The following is an 18,076-nucleotide window of genomic DNA, read 5'->3' as shown; positions in this document are numbered from 1 at the left end:
CCAGCAACTGCGTGGTATTGCGTAGAGAGTATCAATTGCCGGAGCATAAATCCGGCGACTTCAACAGACTGTCAGCGCGACGACAATCTTTGCGGCGACACTACCTTGAATTCATTTCAACGGGCGAAAAAAAACCCGCGCCGCGGAAGCGGAGCGGGTTTGACGATGCGGTAACGATCAGCGACGCGTGACCATGAAGTTCTGCATCGTGGCTTCAGCAACGGAGAACCACTGGTTCTGATCCTGGCGGAAACGCTTCCACGGTTCGTAGATCTTCTTGAACTTCGCGTTTTTCGACGCCTCTTCCTCATTCACTTCGTTGGCCGCCTTGTAGCAGGCTTCCATGATTTCCTTCGAGAAGTGGTGCAGCTTGACGCCGTTGCGCAGCAGGCGAGCCAATGCGGCCGGATTCTTGGCATCGTATTCCGCCTGCATCGTGACGTGTGCTTCGTAGGAAGCCACTTCGATGGCGTACTGGTATTCCTTCGGCAGTTTTTCCCATTCCTTGATGCCAACGTAGAACGAGAACTGCGTACTCGGCTCCCACCAGCCCGGGGCGTAGTAGTGCGGAGCAACCTTGTACAGGCCGAGCTTTTCATCATCGTACGGACCGATCCACTCGGCGGCGTCGATGGTGCCCTTTTCCAGCGACGGGTAGATGTCGCCGGCGGCGATCTGCTGCGGCACGAGGCCGAGGCGCTGCATGACTCGGCCGCCATAGCCGCCGATACGCATCTTCAGGCCCTGCAGGTCAGAGACGCCCTTGATCTCCTTGCGGAACCAGCCACCCATCTGCGAACCGCTATTGCCACCCTGGAAGTTGACGATGCCGTAGTCCTTGAAGAATTCGCGCATCAGCTGCATGCCGCCGCCCTGGTCGAACCATGCGGTCTGCTGGCGGGAATTCAGTCCGAACGGAACCGCGCAGTCGAAGGCGAATGCCGCATCCTTGCCGAAGTAATAGTAGGAAGCGGTGTGGCCCATTTCGATGGTGCCGTTCTGGACCGCGTCCATCACCTGCAGCGCCGGCACGATTTCACCGCCGGCGAACAGGCGGATGTTGAACTTGCCGCCGGTGAGCTGGGCGACGCGCTTGCAGAAGGTTTCGGATGCGCCGAAAACGGTATCCAGCGTCTTGGGGAAGCTCGATGCCATGCGCCAGTTGAGCGCCGGCAGCGACTGTGCCAGGGCGGGTGCAGCCAGGGCACCAGCGGCTGCGCCTACGGATGCTTTCTTCAGGAAGGAACGACGTTCCATGTTGTCTCCTCGATTGGACTTCAATAACCATACGGACCGGTACGCGGTACATATAGACCTGCTATATGTCGCGGTCGATTGTATGGCGGGCAAAAATTTGCGTAGTTGAAAAAAATTTGCGCCCGGAGACAATGAAAATCAGGAAATCGCTCCACCACCGGAAGCAATCCCGGTCAATGGAGCGAAAAGACAGGCTGAAAATATTTCAAGCGTCCCATCGTTCTGGCAAAGGACGGCGCATGACCTGGAACTTGAGTTGTCCCAGGTCAAGAAACCGGCCGCTGATTACGGCCGGAGGGAGATGTTTACTTCCGGCTAGACATGAAGTTCTGCATTTGCAGCTCGGCCACCGAGAACCACTGGTTCTGGTCGCGCTGGAAGCGCGTGTAATGGTCGTAAACCTTTTTGAACTTGGCGTTCTTCGCTGCTTCCTCGTTCATGGTAGTCACGGCCGCCTTGTAGCTGGCTTCCATGATTTCCTTGGAGAAGAAGCGCAGCTTGGCACCGTTCTTGATCAGGCGTGCCAGCGCCGCCGGATTTTTGGCGTCATACTCCGCCTGCATGGTCACGTGTGCTTCGAAGGACGCCGCCTCGATGGCGAACTGATAGTCTTTCGGCAATTTCTCCCATTCCTTGATGCCGACGTAGAAGGAAAGCTGAGCACCCGCCTCCCACCATCCCGGCGCGTAGTAATACGGGGCGACTTTGTAGAAGCCGAGCTTTTCATCGTCGTACGGTGTCGTCCATTCCACGGCGTCCAGCGCGCCTTTTTCCAATGCCGGGTAAATGTCCGCGCCGGCCAGTTGCTGCGGTACCAGACCCAGCGGCTGCATGACCTTGCCTGCGAAGGCGCTGATGCGCATCTTCAGGCCCTTGATATCGTTAAGTGTCTTGATTTCCTTGCGGAACCAGCCGCCCATTTGTGCGCCGGTATTACCACCGAGGAAGTTGATGATGCCGTAGTCCTTGTAGAACTCGCGCATCAGGTCACGACCACCACCTTGGTCGAACCACGCCGTTTGCTGGCGGGAGTTCATACCAAAGGGAACAGCGCAGTCGAATGCGAAGGTCGCATCCTTGCCGAAATAATAGTAGGGAGCGGTATGCCCCATTTCCACGGTGCCGTTCTGCACTGCGTCCACCACTTGCAACGGAGGAACAATTTCTCCACCAGCAAAGACCCGGATATTCAGTTTTCCACCGGTCAGTTGCGCAACACGCTTGCTGAAAACTTCAGCCGTTCCGTACAGGGTATCCAGGGACTTCGGAAAGCTCGATGCGAGGCGCCAGTTGATGGTGGGCTGGGATTGTGCCAAAACCGGAGCGGCGACTGCACCGACGGATGCTCCGACAGCCGCTTTCTTGAGGAAGGAACGACGTTCCATGTAGACTCCTTGGGTGAAAATAATCTGCGACGCAGAATCGTCGCATGAATTTGCAATATTTGCTGAAGGCTGCCATGACTGCACAAATTTTAGGCAGCGCAACTTACATCAGGTTCACTCGCCGACGACGTGCAGGCGACAAGAAAAGACCCGCGGCACTCTCGTGCGGCGGGTCCCGGTCGCTGACTCAGGTGTGCAGCATTACTTGCGCGTGACCATGTAGTTCTGCAGCGGCAGTTCCGCAACGGATGCCCACTGATTCTGATCCTGGCGGAAACGCTTCCACGGCTCGTAGATCTTCTTGAACTTCGCGTTCTTCGAAGCTTCTTCGTCCATGACCTCGTTCGCTGCCTTCGAGCATGCGTCCATGATCTCCCTGGAGAACTGGCGCAGCTTCACGCCGTTTTTCAACAGGCGTGCCAGCGCAGGCGGGTTCTTCGCATCGTACTCGGCCTGCATGACGACGTGCGCTTCATAGGAAGCGGCCTCGACGGCTGCCTGGTATTCCTTTGGCAGCTTCTCCCATTCCTTGATGCCGATATAGAAAGACACCTGCAGGCCTGCTTCCCACCAGCCCGGCGTGTAGTAGTAGGGAGCCACCTTGTAGAAGCCAAGCTTTTCGTCGTCGTACGGACCGATCCATTCGGCCGCATCAATGGTGCCCTTTTCGAGCGCCGGGTAGATATCGCCGCCGGCGATCTGCTGCGGCACCAGACCCAGGCGCTGCATCACGCGGCCGGCAAAACCGCCAATGCGCATCTTCAGGCCGTTCAGGTCCGCCACCGTCTTCACTTCCTTGCGGAACCAGCCGCCCATCTGCGTGCCGGTGTTGCCGCCCATGAAATTGATGATGCCGTAATCACGATAGAACTCGCGGGTCAGGTCTCGGCCGCCGCCCTGGTCCCACCATGCGGTCTGCTGGCGGGAGTTGAGGCCGAAGGGAACCACGCCGTCGAATGCGAACGTCGGATCCTTGCCGAAGTAGTAGTAGGACGCGGTGTGTCCCATCTCGACCGTGCCCGCCTGCACGGCATCCATGACCTGCAGTGCCGGCACGATTTCGCCGCCGGCGAACACGCGAATGTTGAACTTGCCGCCGGTCAGGGCCGACACGCGCTTCGAGAAAGTTTCGGCGGCGCCGTAGATGGTGTCGAGCGATTTGGGGAAGCTCGACGCGAGGCGCCAGTTGATGGTCGGCAGTGTCTGTGCAATTGCCGGTGCTGCGACCGCGCCGGCCGCTGCGCCGGCAGCCGCGTTCTTCATGAATGAACGACGTTCCATGTTGTCTCCAGTTGAATTGAACTCAAGATTGCTTGAGAAGAGCCTTGTTACCCGGTCGCGTGCCGGATGAGAAGCCTCACTGATTCTAGGAGGGGGAATACGTGAATAACAATGAAAATTGCGCACTCCGGTGCAAGTGCTTAGGTAATATCACGTAGATGTTTCCGACGAATGCCGTCACAAGCAGGTCCATGCCAAGCGTCAGACGATTTCCGGCAATCTCGACGCTTCAGAGCAGCATGGGGAATTCATAAACATCTTTGCGGAAATAATCAACAGTCGAGATCAATCATCGACAATTTTTCCTGTGTGGCATTTGTGTGGATGTCCACAATTGTCGTGTTGCGCGCGCAACACGACAATGCGTGCGCTTGGCGAAAGTGCGTTCAGGTCTGTTCAACGTACGCGAACCCATCGCCATACCACGCATCGGCGCAGCGATTCATCCGACGCTTGCGCGCAGCTCAACCAAAACGGAGAAGCAACACATGCAACACTCGGGAAAGAAACCCTTTTACAAATCGCTGTACGTCCAGGTCGTTACCGCGATCGTCGTCGGCATTCTGCTCGGGCACTTCTATCCGTCGCTCGGCGCGGAAATGAAACCGCTCGGCGATGCGTTCATCAAGCTGATCAAGATGATCATCGCTCCGATCATCTTCTGCACCGTGGTGGTTGGCATCGCAGGCATGGAAGACATGAAGAAGGTCGGCAAGACCGGCGGCCTCGCCCTGCTGTACTTTGAAATCGTCAGCACCATCGCACTCGTTGTCGGCCTCGTGATCGTCAACCTCGTGCAGCCGGGCTCCGGCATGCATGTCGACCCGAACTCTCTCGACACCAAGAGCATCGCTGCCTACACCGCACCGGGCAAGATGCAGACGACGACCGAGTTCCTGATGAACATCATCCCGACCAGCGTCTTCGACGCGTTCGCCAAGGGTGACATCCTCCAGGTCCTGATGTTCTCCGTCCTGTTCGGCTTCGCCCTGCACAAGTTCGGCGGCCGCGGCACGCTGGTGTTCGATTTCATCGAGAAGTCGTCCCACGTCCTGTTCAGCATCGTCGGCATCATCATGAAAGTGGCACCGATCGGCGCATTCGGCGCGATGGCCTTCACCATCGGCAAGTACGGCGTCGGCACCCTGCTCTCGCTGGGCAAGCTGATGGGCACCTTCTACCTGACCTGCCTGGTGTTCATCTTCGTCGTGCTCGGCCTGATCTCCCTGATCCACGGCTTCTCGATCTGGAAGTTCATCAAGTACATCAAGGAAGAACTGTTCATCGTTCTCGGCACCTCCTCCTCCGAGTCCGTGCTGCCGCGCATGATGGCCAAGCTGGAAAACCTCGGCGTGAAGAAGTCCGTCGTCGGCCTGGTGATCCCGACCGGTTACTCGTTCAACCTCGACGGCACCTCGATCTACCTGACCATGGCGGCCGTGTTCATTGCGCAGGCAACCGACACCCCGATGTCGCTGACCCAGCAGCTCACCCTGCTCGCCGTGCTGCTGCTGACCTCCAAGGGCGCCGCAGGCATCACCGGCAGCGGCTTCATCGTGCTGGCTGCAACCCTTTCCGCAGTTGGCGGCATCCCGGTTGCCGGTCTGGCGCTGATCCTTGGCATCGACCGCTTCATGTCGGAAGCACGCGCGCTGACCAACCTGATCGGTAACGGCGTCGCAACCGTGGTTGTCGGCAAGTGGACCGGTGACCTGGACGTCGAGAAGATGCACCAGCATCTGAACAACGAGACAGTCGAGGAAGCCGAAGATCCGGAAGAAGTGCTGGACCAGACTGAAGTGCATATGCCGGCCTCCCCCAAGGCTGCATAAAAGCTGCCCCCCCAAAAAAAACAGCCCTTCGCGGGCTGTTTTTTTATGCCCGGCATTAACTGCCCGGTGCGGCGTGCAAGCAATGTGAATTTATTTGAATCCGTTTTTTCGGCTGCTGCGTATAGAGCCAGGCAGTTCCGGATTCTTTTCTCATTCACTTGCAGGAGACCGTCATGTTTACAAGCGTGAGCAAAGGCATGCTGGGCGTCAGCCTGGCAGCAACCACCTTCATGGGCTTCGCTCCCCTATCCGCACAGGCGTCAAGCCATCGCGAAGCGCCCTACATCACCCGCCAGCCAAAGGTCGATGCGACCGACTTCTACATGTTTCGCAGCTATGAAGCGGAGAGGTCCGGGTACACAACACTGATCGCCAACTATATTCCGCTGCAGGATGCCTACGGCGGACCGAACTATTTCTCGATGGACCCGGATGCGCTTTACGAAATCCATATCGACAACAATGGCGACGCGAAGGAAGACATTACCTTCCAGTTCCGCTTCAACAACCAGAACAAGGACACCAAGCTCACGGTTGGCGGCAAGCAGGTCGCGATTCCGCTGATCATCAACGGCGCCTCCGACATCAATTCACCAAATTCCGCCGGGCTTAACGTCCGGGAGACCTATACCGTCAATATCGTGCGCGGCGACCGGCGCAGCGGGACAAGGCAGGCGATCACCAATGCAGGCGGCGGCGGGGCGGAATTCGACAAGCCGGTCGACAACATCGGCAACAAATCGATTTCCGACTATGCGTCGTATGCCGCCAAGCACCTGTACAACGTCAACATCCCCGGCTGCAACGCTCCCGGCAAGATGTTCGTCGGCCAGCGCAAGGACCCGTTCGTGGTCAATCTCGGCGAGACCTTCGACCTCATCAACATCAAGGCGCCGGCCACAGCCTTCGATCCCAACGCAGAACGCGCGGCGACCGATTCCCTGGCCGACAAGAACGTCACAGCGCTTGCGCTGGAAATCCCGACGGCTTGCCTGACCAGCGGATCGGAACCGGTCATCGGCGGATGGACAACCGCCAGCCTCCGCCAGGGACGGCTGCTGAATCCAACGCCCGCGTCCGGCACAGCCTCGAAGGAAGGCGGCGCCTGGACGCAGGTGTCACGCCTCGGCATGCCGCTGGTGAATGAGGTTGTGATCGGACTCAAGGACAAGGATCAGTTCAACCACAGCAAACCGGGCAGCGACACGCAGTTCATCGACTACGTAACCAACCCGACGCTGCCTGCCCTGGTGGAGACCCTGTTCAGCAGCGCCGGCGTGAAAGCACCGACCAACTTCCCTCGCAACGACCTGGTGACGGCATTTCTCACCGGCGTGCAGGGATTGAACAAACCCGCCAACGGGGTGCCTTCAGAGATGCTGCGCCTGAACACCGCCATCCCGCCGGCAAGCGGCGCGCAACACCGTCTCGGCGTGATCGGCGGCGACAACGCCGGGTTCCCCAACGGCCGCCGCCCGGGCGATGACGTGGTCGACATTGAATTGCGGGTCGCGATGGGCAAGCTGTGCCGGCTCAGCCTTGGCTGCGCACCGAATGATGCACCTTCCGGCGATATCGAGTTCACCGATGGCGCATTCCTCGACAGCAGCTTCTTCGATGCCCGCTTTCCGTATTTGAAGTCGCCGCTACCGGGCTCGGTCAAGCATTGATTCCGGACATTCGACCAAGGAGCACATCATGAAGAAGCACATCCTGTTGATCCCGGCCGTCATCCTGCTTGCAGCATGCGGAAGCGGCGGCGATGACAATGCCGGCGGCACAGCGTCGACCGGCTCGGGTCAGACCCCGACGATGCCGCAGGCCGACAGTTTCATGGGCACGGTCACTTCGGTAGTCGGTGCGTCGTCCGATACCGGCGAGGCTGCAGCGCTGGATGCAACACCTCCCAGCGCACCCGAGGACTCAGAGCCGTTACCGGTAAGTTGAGCTGCACTTAACACTACTGCGCAAGCAAAACGGGCCTGGACTGCAACGCACTCCAGGCCCGCTCATATGGACTCGACCGGATCAGCTGCCGGCTACCGTCATGCTCTCGATGAGGATCGAACCGGTTTCCTTCGTGCCGCGCACCAGGGTATCTGCGCCGATGGCGACGATCTGCTGGAACATGTCCTTCATGTTGCCGGCGATGGTGATCTCCTCGACCGGATACTGGATCACGCCCTTCTCTACCCAGTAGCCCGAAGCGCCGCGCGAATAGTCGCCTGTGACGTAGTTCACGCCCTGCCCCATCAATTCCGTCACCAGCAGGCCGGTATCCAGCTTCTTGAGCATCGCCTTGAAGTCGTCACCGCGTGCAGTCAGGCTGGATACGATAGACAGGTTGTGCGAGCCACCCGCATTGCCGGTCGTCTTCATGCCGAGCTTGCGCGCCGAATAGGTAGACAGGAAATAGCCTTGCACAATGCCATCCTTCACAACATCGCGCCGGCTGGTCTTCACGCCTTCCTCGTCGAAGGGAGCGGAACCGACTGCGCCGACGACATGCGGGTCCTCGACCACCTGGATATGCGGCGCAAAGACCGGCTTGCCAAGTGAGTCAAGGAGAAATGTGGACTTGCGGTACAGGGCGCCCCCGGAAATCGCCTGGACGAAAGCGCCCAGCAGGCCGGCGGCCAGCGGCGCTTCGAACAGTACCGGGCACTTGCGCGTGTCCAGCTTGCGGCCATTCAGCCTGGCCAGGGCGCGTTCCGCCGCGTAGCGGCCGATGTCTTCGGGACGTGCCAGGCTTTTCGGATCCCGGGTCGAGGAATACCAGTCGTCACGCTGCATGCTGGCGCCCTTGCCAGCGATCGGTGCGACCGAAATGGTATGGCGCGAGTAGGGGTAGCCGCCCATGAAGCCCCGGCTGTTGGCCGACATGAAATGGGACTGCTGCGCATAGACGCTGGCGCCTTCGCTGTTCGTCACCCGCTTGTCGACGGCAAAGGCGGCCGCTTCGCAGCGGGTGGCGATATCGACCGCCTCTTCGGTGGAAATCAGCCACGGGTAGCACAGCTTGAGGTCGCGGGGCTCCATTTCGAGCATGTCGGCATCCGGAAGGCCCGCACAGTCGTCTTCCGCCGTGAAGCGCGCGATGTTGTACGCCGCCTCGACCGTGTCCTGCAACGATTTGGCGGAAAAATCCGAAGTGCTGGCGTTGCCGCGCCGGATGTGCCCCTGCTCGCCGAGGTACACGGTGACGCCAATTCCCTTGTCCTTGTTCTGCTCGATGGTCTCGATCTTGCCCTTGCGCACCGTTACCGCCAGGCCGCTGCCCTCGCTGATCTCCACGGAGGCGTCCGATGCGCCCTTTTCCCTGGCGAAACGCAGTACGTCCTGCGCGATCTGTTTCAGCTGGTCCTGGCTATGGGTAAATACGGGATTGCTCATGAGCTTGTTTTTTTGGAAGTGGCTAAAACGGTTATCATAGCAGTCGTTTACAGAATGGCTTTGATTCATCATGGTTAATCCCAATCGCGGCAGTGGCGGTGTCGGCTTTCGCTCCGACGAATTCGAACAGAAGTACGACCGTCCCTCCAAATCCCAGCTCAAGCGCGAAATGACCGCTCTGCAGGAACTGGGCGAAGAACTGGTATCCCAACCCAAGGAGCGCGTGATGCGCGTTCCCATGCCGGAAGACGTGCGAGAGGTGATCCTCGAATGCCAAAAAATCAAGGACCACGAAGGACGCCGCCGGCAGATGCAGTACGTCGGCAAAAAGATGCGCACGCTGGAAGAGGACGAAATCGCCGCCATCCAGAAGGTGATCGATAGCTGGAAGGGTGCATCGAAGGCAGAGACGGCCGCCATGCACGCGCTGGAGCGCCGCCGCGAGAAGCTGCTGGCCGACGACAAGGCGCTGACCGATCTGAAGGAAGCGCATCCGGAAGTCGACGTGCAGCAGTTGCGCGTCCTGATTCGAAACGCCCGCAAGGAACAGGCGGAGAACAAGCCGCCCAAGGCTTACCGCGAAATCTTCCAGATCCTCAAGCAATTGCAGCAGTCAAAAGCCCCGGCATCTGCCGATGAACAGAATGACAACGCTGAAGAAGACTGATCCCGACGAGCTGCTGATCGGCCTGGTGTCGATTTCCGACCGGGCTTCCAGCGGCGTTTACGAAGACCAGGGCATTCCCGCCCTGCGCGACTGGTTCACCGCGGCGCTGGCAAGCCCGTGGAAAATGGAAACCCGCCTGATCCCCGACGAGCGTGCGCAGATCGAAAAGGCCCTGGTTGAACTGGTGGACGAAGCCGGCTGCGACCTCGTGCTCACCACCGGCGGCACCGGACCCGCACGGCGCGATGTGACGCCGGAAGCGACTCTCGCGGTAGCCACCAAGGAAATGCCCGGATTCGGCGAGCAGATGCGCCAGATCAGCCTCAAGTTCGTCCCCACCGCCATCCTGTCGCGCCAGGTTGCCGTCATCCGGGAAACCGCGGACCACGCCGCCCTGATCATGAACCTCCCCGGCCAGCCGAAATCCATCAAGGAGACGCTGGAAGGCCTGAAGGATGCCGATGGCAAACAGGTCGTTTCGGGCATCTTCGCCGCTGTACCGTACTGCATCGACCTGATCGGCGGACCGTACATCGAAACCAACGAGGCAGTATGCAAGGCATTCCGTCCGAAGTCCGCGATCCGGCAGAAATGACATGACCGCTCCGAACCTGGAAACCATCGAGATCGAAACCGCCCCCAACCCGGAAGTCGCGGTGATCTGGCTGCACGGCCTGGGCGCGGACGGCAACGACTTCGTGCCCATCGTGCGCGAACTCGACCTCACCGGGTGCCCGGCAATCCGCTTCGTGTTTCCGCATGCGCCGACCATGCCGGTGACGATCAACTACGGCTATGTCATGCGGGCGTGGTACGACATTCTCGGCACCGATTTGACCAACCGTGAGGATGAAGGCGGCCTGCGCAAGTCGCAGGTCCTGGTCGAGGAACTGATCGCACGGGAAAAGGCGCGCGGCATTCCGGCGAACCGCATCATCCTTGCCGGATTCTCGCAAGGTTGTGCGATGACGCTGCAGACCGGCCTGCGCCACCCGGAAAAGCTCGCCGGCCTGCTCGGCCTGTCAGGCTACCTGCCGATCCATATGAAGCTGTCGGCGGAGCGGCATCCGGCCAATCACGACACGCCAATATTCCTTGCCCACGGTCGCCACGACCCGATTGTCCCGATGGACCGCGCCGAGAAATCGCGCGACTTGCTTCAAGGGCTCGGCTACCAGGTGGAGTGGCACGACTACCCGATGGAGCACTCGGTGTGCCTGGAAGAGATCGCCGACGTCAGCAAGTGGCTGAGGCGGATACTGGCATAAGCCGAACTGGCGGCAAAAACAAAAAAGTGCGGGTTCGCATTGTGCGACCCGCCCTTTTGCTTTTCGTCCAGGCAGCTTACTTGAACACCACCGTCTTGTGTCCGTTGAGCAGGATGCGGTGTTCGACAAAGCACTTCACCGCACGCGCCAGCACCACGCACTCGACGTCGCGGCCGATGGCGGTCAGCGTATCCGGTTCCATCGAATGATCAACACGCTCGACATCCTGCTCGATAATCGGGCCTTCATCCAGGTCGCCCGTCACAAAGTGCGCAGTCGCGCCGATCAGCTTCACGCCCCGGTCGTGCGCCTGATAGTACGGCTTTGCACCCTTGAAGCTGGGCAGGAAGGAATGGTGGATGTTGATCGCCTTCCCCTTCAGCGCGTCGCACATCTGCGGCGACAGAATCTGCATGTAACGCGCCAGCACGACGAGGTCGATGTCATTGGCCTTGACGATTTCAAGGATGCGATCTTCCTGCGCGCGCTTGGCTTCCGCCGATGCACCAGTCGCCAGCGGCAGGTGGTGGAAGGGGATGTTGTAGCTCGCCGAGAGCTGGTAGAAATCCGTGTGGTTCGAGACGATGGCCGGGATCTCGACGGGCAGCAGGCCGCTCTTGTAGCGGAACAGCAGGTCGTTCAGGCAATGGCCGATCTTCGACACCATCAGCATGACGCGCGGTTTCTTGCGGGCGTCGTGCAGTTGCGCATCCATCCGCAATTCCTTCGCCACGATGTCGAAATCGGCACGCAACTGCGCATCGCTGACGGCCGGGTCCTCCGCGGCGAAATGCACGCGCATGAAGAACAGCTGAGACTGTGCATCGCCGAACTGCGCCGAGTCGATGATGTTGCAGCCGTGCTCGGCAAGGAAGCCGGACACGCGATGAACGATACCGCGGTGATCGGGGCAGGACAGTGTAAGGATGTACTCCGGGTGCGTCGTGGTCATGATGGCAATGCTGCAGGCGAAAAGCGAAAGGCGTTATTGTCGCACGGCACGCGCGGACAAACAAAATCTATGGTCACCCTCCTATTTGCAACTGGGAGTTCAGACGATATGAAGTGGCTTGCATAAATCTATCCGGCGTCATTTGGAGCAGTGCTCCGCGCCACGATGAGAATCGCGCCTGACAGTCCTAAAAAAACCCGCGGCTTCAAAGAGCCCATTTATTTGACAGGTTGTCCGTCAGGCCGGTGTGCCGTTCATGTCATCCAATTTCTTCAGTCGCAAAACCAGTTGGGTGTGTCAAATCTACTGCAGGATGGACCGGGAATTATGCTACGGCACCCTCGGTCCGGTATTGGGTATGCTTGGCTGCCATCGACCACGCCATGCGCGCCAGCTTGTTGGCCAGTGCGCAGGCAACTACATTGGAATGGCGCCGCAACAGCAGCTCGCGTACCCACTCTGCGAGGCGACCGGTTTGTCGGTCAAGGCGCTGCATATAGGCACGGGCGCATTGCACTAACAACTGCCGAAGGTGCTTGTCGCCACGCTTGCTGATGCCGAGCAGGTTGGCCTTGCCACCAGTACTATACTGTCGCGGTACCAGCCCAATTGATGCGGCAAAGTCGCGGCTGCAGCGATACTGCTTGCCGTCCCCAACCTCCGCCGACAGGAGGCTCGCCGTAATCGGGCCCAGCCCTGGAACCACCAGCAGACGTTGGCCCAGGTCATCGTCGGCCAATTGCCGAACCAGTTCCTTCTCCACTTCGATAATCTGTTCCACCAGGTATTTGTAATGAGCATGCAGTCGTTCCAGCAGGGATACCAGCCGTGCTGGCAGTCGGTGTTCTGCCAGCACGGAACATAGACGGGTGATAACGGCTTGACCAATGGGGAGGCTGATGCCGAATTCCAGCAGGAAGCCGTGGATCTGGTTGGTCGTCTTGACCTTGTCGCGCACCAAGGATTCTCGCACTCGGTGCAACGCGCCCAGCACCTGCTGGGCTTCCGTCTTCGGTGTAACGAAACGCATGTTGGGGCGCGACGCCGCTTCACAGATCGCTTCGGCGTCGATGAAATCGTTCTTGTTGCCCTTAACGAAGGGGCGGACGAATTGGGGATTGATAAGCTTCACATCGTGTCCAAATGAAGCCAGGTGCCGGGCCATATGGTGAGCGCCGGCGCACGCTTCCATTACGATAGTGCAGGGTTGGAACGTTGCAAGGAACTCAAGCAGTTGCTTGCGGGAGAACTTCTTGCGAAAGACGGCTTTGCCGCGGCGATCCTGGCCGTGCAGGTGGAAAGAATGCTTCCCAAGGTCAATACCAATCAGCGTTACGTCTTCCATGATGATCTCCGCTCCAAGTAAAAACACCCTACTAGCGTAGTCGCTGATAGGGTGGAGGGTGACCATCTCATTAAACCCGGATACGCTGTCGCGTTATCCGGGCAGTCCGGAACACCCGAAGGCGCTCCGATGCATCGTTCTTGTTACTTAGCCGACCTTGGCGACGGACAGGCCCTTGTTCGCAGCGGCGGCGGTGCCGACCTGGATGTCGCCGGAGAGCTGGCCGCCCTCTTCGATCACGACCTTGCCGTAGCGGACCTTGCCGGAAACCTTGCCGGTCGAGTAGATGACCAGCTTCTGGCGCACGGTCAGTTCGCCGTCGAATTCGCCGTGGATTTCGGCGATGTCGATTTCGGCGGAGCCCTTGAATGCGCCGCGCTCGGCGATCTGGATCACGCGGGAATCGATGGTGGCTTCGACACGGCCTTCGACGCACAGCGTGTCGCAATCAGTGATTTCAACGCCCTTGAGCTTGATATTCGGTCCGACGATCAGCTTGCTGCCACCCTCGTTGGTGCTGCTGGCCGGCGTGTCGGCAGCGGTGGAAGTAATCGGCTTGGAGATACCCGAAGTACCGGTCGGGACGATGCCGCTGGCAGTGCTCAGGGGCGAATTTGGCGTGTTGGTATCGCGCTTGCCAAAGAGGGTTTCGGAACGAAGCATGTTATCTCCAAAAAAATAGTGCGAAAGTTAAAAACGGTTTGCGATGTCATGGAAACGCCCTCAGCATTCCCATCGCATCGAAAACGAGGCAACACTTCACGTGCGTTTGCGCTGCAGGAATAAGAGCCAAAAACTACCGGCCTCCCCACCTCTTAAGCCACAGCAATGTTGCGGCTCCTCACTTGGTCAGCGTGACGGTTGGAAAGTTCAACCGAATTCCCGAATGTTTGAATCTGTTACACTTTGACAAAAAAGCACGGTCGTTCAATTTAATGTATGATGGTTTACCTACCTATTCCGAGAAGGAGACAAGATGACCACCACTCTGACAAACCGGCAAATCCGCCTGGCTGCACGCCCCGTCGGCATGCCCAAGCGCAGCGACTGGAACTTCACTTCCGAGCCGGTGCGCGATATCGCCGACGGTGAAATCGTCGTCAAGACGCTTTACCTTTCGCTGGATCCCGCCATGCGCGGCTGGATGAACGAGGGCAAGTCCTACATCCGCCCGGTGGCGATCGATGAAGTCATGCGTGCCGGCGGCATCGGCAAGGTGGTGGCATCGAAGTCGCCGAAGTTCGCGGTCGGCGACTATGTCTCCGGCGCCATCGGCGTCCAGGAATACTGGGCCGGCCCTGCGGACGACAAGGTTGCGGGCTTCTACAAGGTCGATCCGAAGGCAGCGCCGCTGCCGAAGTACCTGAATGCGCTCGGCATGCCCGGCATGACCGCGTATTTCGGCCTGCTGGAAGTCGGCCAGCCGAAAGCAGGCGAAACCGTGGTCGTCTCGGGAGCGGCGGGCGCCGTGGGCCAGACCGTGGGCCAGGTAGCGAAGCACAAGGGCTGCCGTGTGGTCGGCATCGCCGGCGGCAAGGACAAGTGCGATTTCGTGGTCAACGAACTCGGCTTCGATGCCTGCATCGACTACAAGAGCGGATCGGTGCGCGAAGGCCTGAAGCAGCATTGCCCGAAAGGCGTCGACGTCTATTTCGACAATGTCGGCGGCGATATCCTGGATGACGTGCTCACCCGTATCAACATGAAGGCACGCATCATCATTTGTGGCGCCATCTCCCAGTACAACAACACCACGCCGGTCAAGGGTCCGGCCAACTACCTGTCGCTGCTGGTCAACCGCGCGCGCATGGAAGGCATCGTCGTGTTCGACTATGCCGATCGCTACCATCTCGGCGTGACCGAAATGGCGAAGTGGATGAAGGAAGGCAGCTTCAAGACCCGCGAGGATATCGTCGAAGGACTCGACAACTTCCCCGAAACGCTGCTCATGCTCTTTGAAGGCAAGAACTTCGGCAAGCTGATCCTGCAGGTCGCCAAGGACGAGTAACCGACAGGTCTCGGACGAGGACAAATGGCACGGGCGACTGTGCCATTTGCCGTTTACGGCCGCAGGCCTATCGATTGACAATTATGCGGCTACCGGTCACCCTCTCTCAGTTGCTCAAACAACAATACAACCGACAAGGAGAGGATGCATGGTGAACCCCGACGAATTGCTCGCCGCAACGGAATTTCCGGACCAGACCGACAGGCAGCATGCCGCACCCGGTACGCAGCCGTTCGTATTTACCGGGAGCGGCAGCGAGTATTTCCGCATCTGGATCGTCAACCTGCTCCTTACCATCGTCACCCTTGGCATCTATTCGGCATGGGCGAAAGTACGCAAGACGCGCTACTTTTACGACAACACGGTCCTTGCCGGCGCCAGTTTCGACTACCACGGTAGCCCGATGTCCATCCTGCGCGGGCGCATCGTCGCCCTGTTTTTTTTCGGCGCGTACAACATTGCCTTCATGATTTCCGATGCTGCCGGCTTCGCCGCCCTTGCACTGCTGGGCGCGGCCATTCCCTGGCTGATCTGGAAAAGCCTGCAGTTCAAGCTCTACAACTCCAGTTACCGCGGCATCCGCTTCGGCTTCGGCGGCACTGCAGGAAAAGTCTATCTGACCTACCTCGTGCTTCCCCTCGCGACCGTGCTGACCGCCTACCTGCTTGCGCCGTTCACGCACCAGCGAATCAAGAAGTTCCAGCATGACCACAGCCGCTACGGCAGCACGTCTTTTTCCTTCCATGCATCGGCCGGGAGCTTCTACAAGGCCTACCTGATCGCTTTTGCCATCGCGCTCGGCGGCATGGTGGCGATCGGCCTCGCCTTTGGCGGCACATTTGTCGCCATCATCAAGGCTGGCGGCCCGAGGGAGGCCGGATCGGCGGCTGTCGGCACGATAGCAATCTTCCTGCTCGTCGTGTACGCCTGGCTGTTCTCGCTGCTGCCACTATTCCTCACGCTGATCCAGAATCTCATCTGGAACAATACGCGCCTGGGCAATCATCGTTTCACCAGCCGCATGCGCGTCGGCAAGATGGCGTTCATTGCCGTGACCAACATGATCGGCATCATCGCCACACTGGGGCTGTTCATCCCTTTCGCCCAGATCCGTACGATGAAGTACCGGATCGAATCGATGACGATCGTTCCCTCCGGCAGCCTCGATGATTTCATCGCGGGCGTGCAGGAAAATGCCTCCGCAACCGGCGAAGGCGCCGCCGACCTGCTCGATTTCGACCTGTCGCTCTGATGACGAATGCAGATGCAATCGTTGCGGCGCTTTACTTCGACGGAAAGTCATCCCGCCGCCATTCGGTCACTCTCACGGTACGCGAGCAGGTCGCCGTCGTCAGCGGAGACATCCGGCGCGAATGTGCGATCAGAGACCTGCGCGTCTCGGAGCGGTTCCGCAACGCCAGGCGAAAAGTAACGTTTCCCGACGGCGCCTACCTCGAAATCCTCGATCCCGCGGCGTTCGATGCACTGCTTGCGCGCACCGGATATCAGGATTCGTTTGTCGTCCGGATGCAGCAAAGCTGGCGCGGCACCCTCGCAGCATTTGCCGTCACAGCCGCAATCCTTGTCCTTGGTTACCTTTATGGTCTGCCGGCCGCCGCCAATTTCGCCGCCAAGACCTTGCCCGTCAATGTGGAGCGGATGATCGGCCGGGAAACGCTGTCCTTCCTCGACAAGCGCATGTTGTCCGCCTCCACCCTGCCGCCCGCACGGCAGCAAGCAATCGCTGGCCGCTTCCGGAACCTTGTCACGCCAGCCGAAGGGGTGCCGGCTTACGAGATTATCTTTCGCAAAAGCCGGATCGGCCCCAATGCCTTTGCGCTGCCTTCCGGGCACATTGTCCTGACCGACGAACTCGTGCACCTTGTGGATAACGATGATGCGGTCATGGCCGTCCTTGCCCATGAACTGGGGCACTTGCACGAACGCCACCTGACGCGCCGCCTCATCCAGGGCTCAATGATCGGCGCTACCGCCATGCTGCTGTTTGGGGATGTATCGTCCGTGATTGCCAACATCCCGACCGTGATGCTGGACCTGAAATATTCACGGGATGCGGAGCGCGAGGCAGACGACTATGCCATCGCAATGCTGAAGAAGAACGGGATCAGCGCCTCGGCACTGATCCATGTATTTGAGGCGCTGGAAAAGGAATCGGGTGATCACTCGCCCTATCTGTCCAGCCATCCGCCTGCGTCGGAGCGCATTGCGCGCATCCGAGGCGGCGTGTGATTAGCGCATCGGCCGGCATTGACGCAGTTCGCACTGCGCCATGAAAGTCGTGCCATTGTCGCACTTCATCCGGTAGACCTCGACGGGCCCCTTGTCCGTAATCAGGCCGGCACCAGTTGAACCGCTGCAGCCAAAGCGCTTCGCAAGGCGCTCCACCGTCGTCGATGACGTGCCCGGTCGGAAGTCCACGGTCTTGAGCGTGACATCGCCCTCGCCGTCATTGAACTTGATGTCGCTCGCAGCGGCACCGTTGCGCGCCTTTACCGGCTGCTCCTGTACGGGCTGCTCCTGTACGGGCGCCGGCTGCGATGATGAAAACGACGGAATCCAGTCGGGAAGCTTTAACCCGGTGGACGAACAGCCTGCAAGAATGCATACGGAAACGGCCACGCCCAACCTGCGGATGTTCTTCATTCGACTTTCTCCCTGTCTGTGCAA

The 18,076-nt window shown here is 59.3% G+C and carries 17 protein-coding genes; 9 read left to right on the top strand and 8 right to left on the bottom strand.

Annotated elements, in window-relative coordinates; translation table 11 throughout:
- Nucleotides 1-177: 177 nt before the first annotated feature.
- The 3 genes from AC3WOY_RS20750 to AC3WOY_RS20740 all read right to left on the bottom strand — a co-directional run bounded on the left by AC3WOY_RS20750 (nucleotide 178) and on the right by AC3WOY_RS20740 (nucleotide 3,923).
- On the bottom strand, nucleotides 178-1,257 hold the full coding sequence (locus AC3WOY_RS20750) for a TRAP transporter substrate-binding protein (protein ID WP_492427209.1): 1,080 nt from the start codon (nucleotides 1,255-1,257) through the stop codon (nucleotides 178-180).
- Nucleotides 1,258-1,562: 305 nt separating this feature from the next.
- Nucleotides 1,563-2,642, bottom strand: a complete 1,080-nt coding sequence (locus AC3WOY_RS20745) for a TRAP transporter substrate-binding protein (protein ID WP_492427208.1) — start codon at nucleotides 2,640-2,642, stop codon at nucleotides 1,563-1,565.
- Nucleotides 2,643-2,843: 201 nt separating this feature from the next.
- Nucleotides 2,844-3,923, bottom strand: a complete 1,080-nt coding sequence (locus AC3WOY_RS20740; RefSeq protein ID WP_492427207.1) for a TRAP transporter substrate-binding protein — start codon at nucleotides 3,921-3,923, stop codon at nucleotides 2,844-2,846.
- A gap of 488 nt (nucleotides 3,924-4,411) precedes the next feature.
- On the opposite strand from AC3WOY_RS20740, the gene AC3WOY_RS20735 reads away from it, so the two are divergent.
- The 3 genes from AC3WOY_RS20735 to AC3WOY_RS20725 all read left to right on the top strand — a co-directional run bounded on the left by AC3WOY_RS20735 (nucleotide 4,412) and on the right by AC3WOY_RS20725 (nucleotide 7,702).
- Nucleotides 4,412-5,755 (top strand): dicarboxylate/amino acid:cation symporter, encoded by a 1,344-nt coding sequence (locus AC3WOY_RS20735; protein WP_492427205.1) that lies wholly within the window; start codon nucleotides 4,412-4,414, stop codon nucleotides 5,753-5,755.
- Between the two features lie 197 nt (nucleotides 5,756-5,952).
- Nucleotides 5,953-7,425: a DUF4331 domain-containing protein gene (locus AC3WOY_RS20730; RefSeq protein ID WP_492429372.1), complete on the top strand. Its 1,473-nt coding sequence runs from the start codon at nucleotides 5,953-5,955 to the stop codon at nucleotides 7,423-7,425.
- A 28-nt stretch (nucleotides 7,426-7,453) separates the two neighbouring features.
- A complete protein-coding gene (locus AC3WOY_RS20725; protein ID WP_492427203.1) occupies nucleotides 7,454-7,702 on the top strand; it encodes a hypothetical protein in 249 nt (82 codons plus the stop codon).
- An 81-nt stretch (nucleotides 7,703-7,783) separates the two neighbouring features.
- Here AC3WOY_RS20725 and pmbA read toward each other — a convergent pair whose 3' ends face one another.
- A complete protein-coding gene (gene pmbA, locus AC3WOY_RS20720; RefSeq protein ID WP_492427201.1) occupies nucleotides 7,784-9,148 on the bottom strand; it encodes a metalloprotease PmbA in 1,365 nt (454 codons plus the stop codon).
- Nucleotides 9,149-9,218: 70 nt separating this feature from the next.
- On the opposite strand from pmbA, the gene yjgA reads away from it, so the two are divergent.
- From yjgA to AC3WOY_RS20705, 3 genes are read left to right on the top strand one after another with little or no spacing between them, the layout of a single operon-like run.
- Nucleotides 9,219-9,815 carry a ribosome biogenesis factor YjgA gene (yjgA, locus tag AC3WOY_RS20715; RefSeq protein WP_492427199.1) on the top strand — a complete coding sequence of 199 codons (597 nt, stop codon included), beginning with the start codon at nucleotides 9,219-9,221 and terminating at the stop codon, nucleotides 9,813-9,815.
- Nucleotides 9,784-10,410 carry a molybdopterin adenylyltransferase gene (mog, locus tag AC3WOY_RS20710; RefSeq protein ID WP_492427197.1) on the top strand — a complete coding sequence of 209 codons (627 nt, stop codon included), beginning with the start codon at nucleotides 9,784-9,786 and terminating at the stop codon, nucleotides 10,408-10,410. The genes yjgA and mog overlap by 32 nt, the downstream gene beginning before the upstream one ends.
- Before the next feature lies 1 nt (nucleotide 10,411).
- On the top strand, nucleotides 10,412-11,083 hold the full coding sequence (locus AC3WOY_RS20705; RefSeq protein WP_492427195.1) for an alpha/beta hydrolase: 672 nt from the start codon (nucleotides 10,412-10,414) through the stop codon (nucleotides 11,081-11,083).
- Nucleotides 11,084-11,159: 76 nt separating this feature from the next.
- Here the strand turns inward: AC3WOY_RS20705 and purU are convergent, their stop codons facing one another.
- The 3 genes from purU to AC3WOY_RS20690 all read right to left on the bottom strand — a co-directional run bounded on the left by purU (nucleotide 11,160) and on the right by AC3WOY_RS20690 (nucleotide 14,043).
- Entirely contained in the window at nucleotides 11,160-12,035 is an 876-nt protein-coding gene (gene purU, locus AC3WOY_RS20700; protein ID WP_492427193.1) for a formyltetrahydrofolate deformylase, read from the bottom strand.
- Nucleotides 12,036-12,360: 325 nt separating this feature from the next.
- Nucleotides 12,361-13,380, bottom strand: a complete 1,020-nt coding sequence (locus tag AC3WOY_RS20695) for an IS110 family RNA-guided transposase (RefSeq protein WP_492421991.1) — start codon at nucleotides 13,378-13,380, stop codon at nucleotides 12,361-12,363.
- 147 nt (nucleotides 13,381-13,527) lie between these two features.
- Nucleotides 13,528-14,043 (bottom strand): bactofilin family protein, encoded by a 516-nt coding sequence (locus tag AC3WOY_RS20690; RefSeq protein WP_492427191.1) that lies wholly within the window; start codon nucleotides 14,041-14,043, stop codon nucleotides 13,528-13,530.
- A 313-nt stretch (nucleotides 14,044-14,356) separates the two neighbouring features.
- Between AC3WOY_RS20690 and AC3WOY_RS20685 the strand changes: the two genes are divergently transcribed.
- The 3 genes from AC3WOY_RS20685 (at nucleotide 14,357) to AC3WOY_RS20675 (ending at nucleotide 17,638) form a co-directional block, all read left to right on the top strand.
- Nucleotides 14,357-15,388 carry an NADP-dependent oxidoreductase gene (locus AC3WOY_RS20685; protein WP_492427189.1) on the top strand — a complete coding sequence of 344 codons (1,032 nt, stop codon included), beginning with the start codon at nucleotides 14,357-14,359 and terminating at the stop codon, nucleotides 15,386-15,388.
- Between the two features lie 148 nt (nucleotides 15,389-15,536).
- Nucleotides 15,537-16,640 carry a YjgN family protein gene (locus tag AC3WOY_RS20680; RefSeq protein ID WP_492427187.1) on the top strand — a complete coding sequence of 368 codons (1,104 nt, stop codon included), beginning with the start codon at nucleotides 15,537-15,539 and terminating at the stop codon, nucleotides 16,638-16,640.
- A complete protein-coding gene (locus tag AC3WOY_RS20675; protein WP_492427185.1) occupies nucleotides 16,640-17,638 on the top strand; it encodes a M48 family metallopeptidase in 999 nt (332 codons plus the stop codon). The genes AC3WOY_RS20680 and AC3WOY_RS20675 overlap by 1 nt, the downstream gene beginning before the upstream one ends.
- Here AC3WOY_RS20675 and AC3WOY_RS20670 read toward each other — a convergent pair whose 3' ends face one another.
- A complete protein-coding gene (locus AC3WOY_RS20670; RefSeq protein WP_492427183.1) occupies nucleotides 17,639-18,052 on the bottom strand; it encodes a hypothetical protein in 414 nt (137 codons plus the stop codon).
- Between the last annotated feature and the right edge of the window lie 24 nt (nucleotides 18,053-18,076).

This window comes from Noviherbaspirillum sp. FW303-A3 (assembly GCF_058788695.1).
Note: the sequence above shows the minus strand (reverse complement) of the source record. Positions and strands in the feature narration are given on the sequence as shown.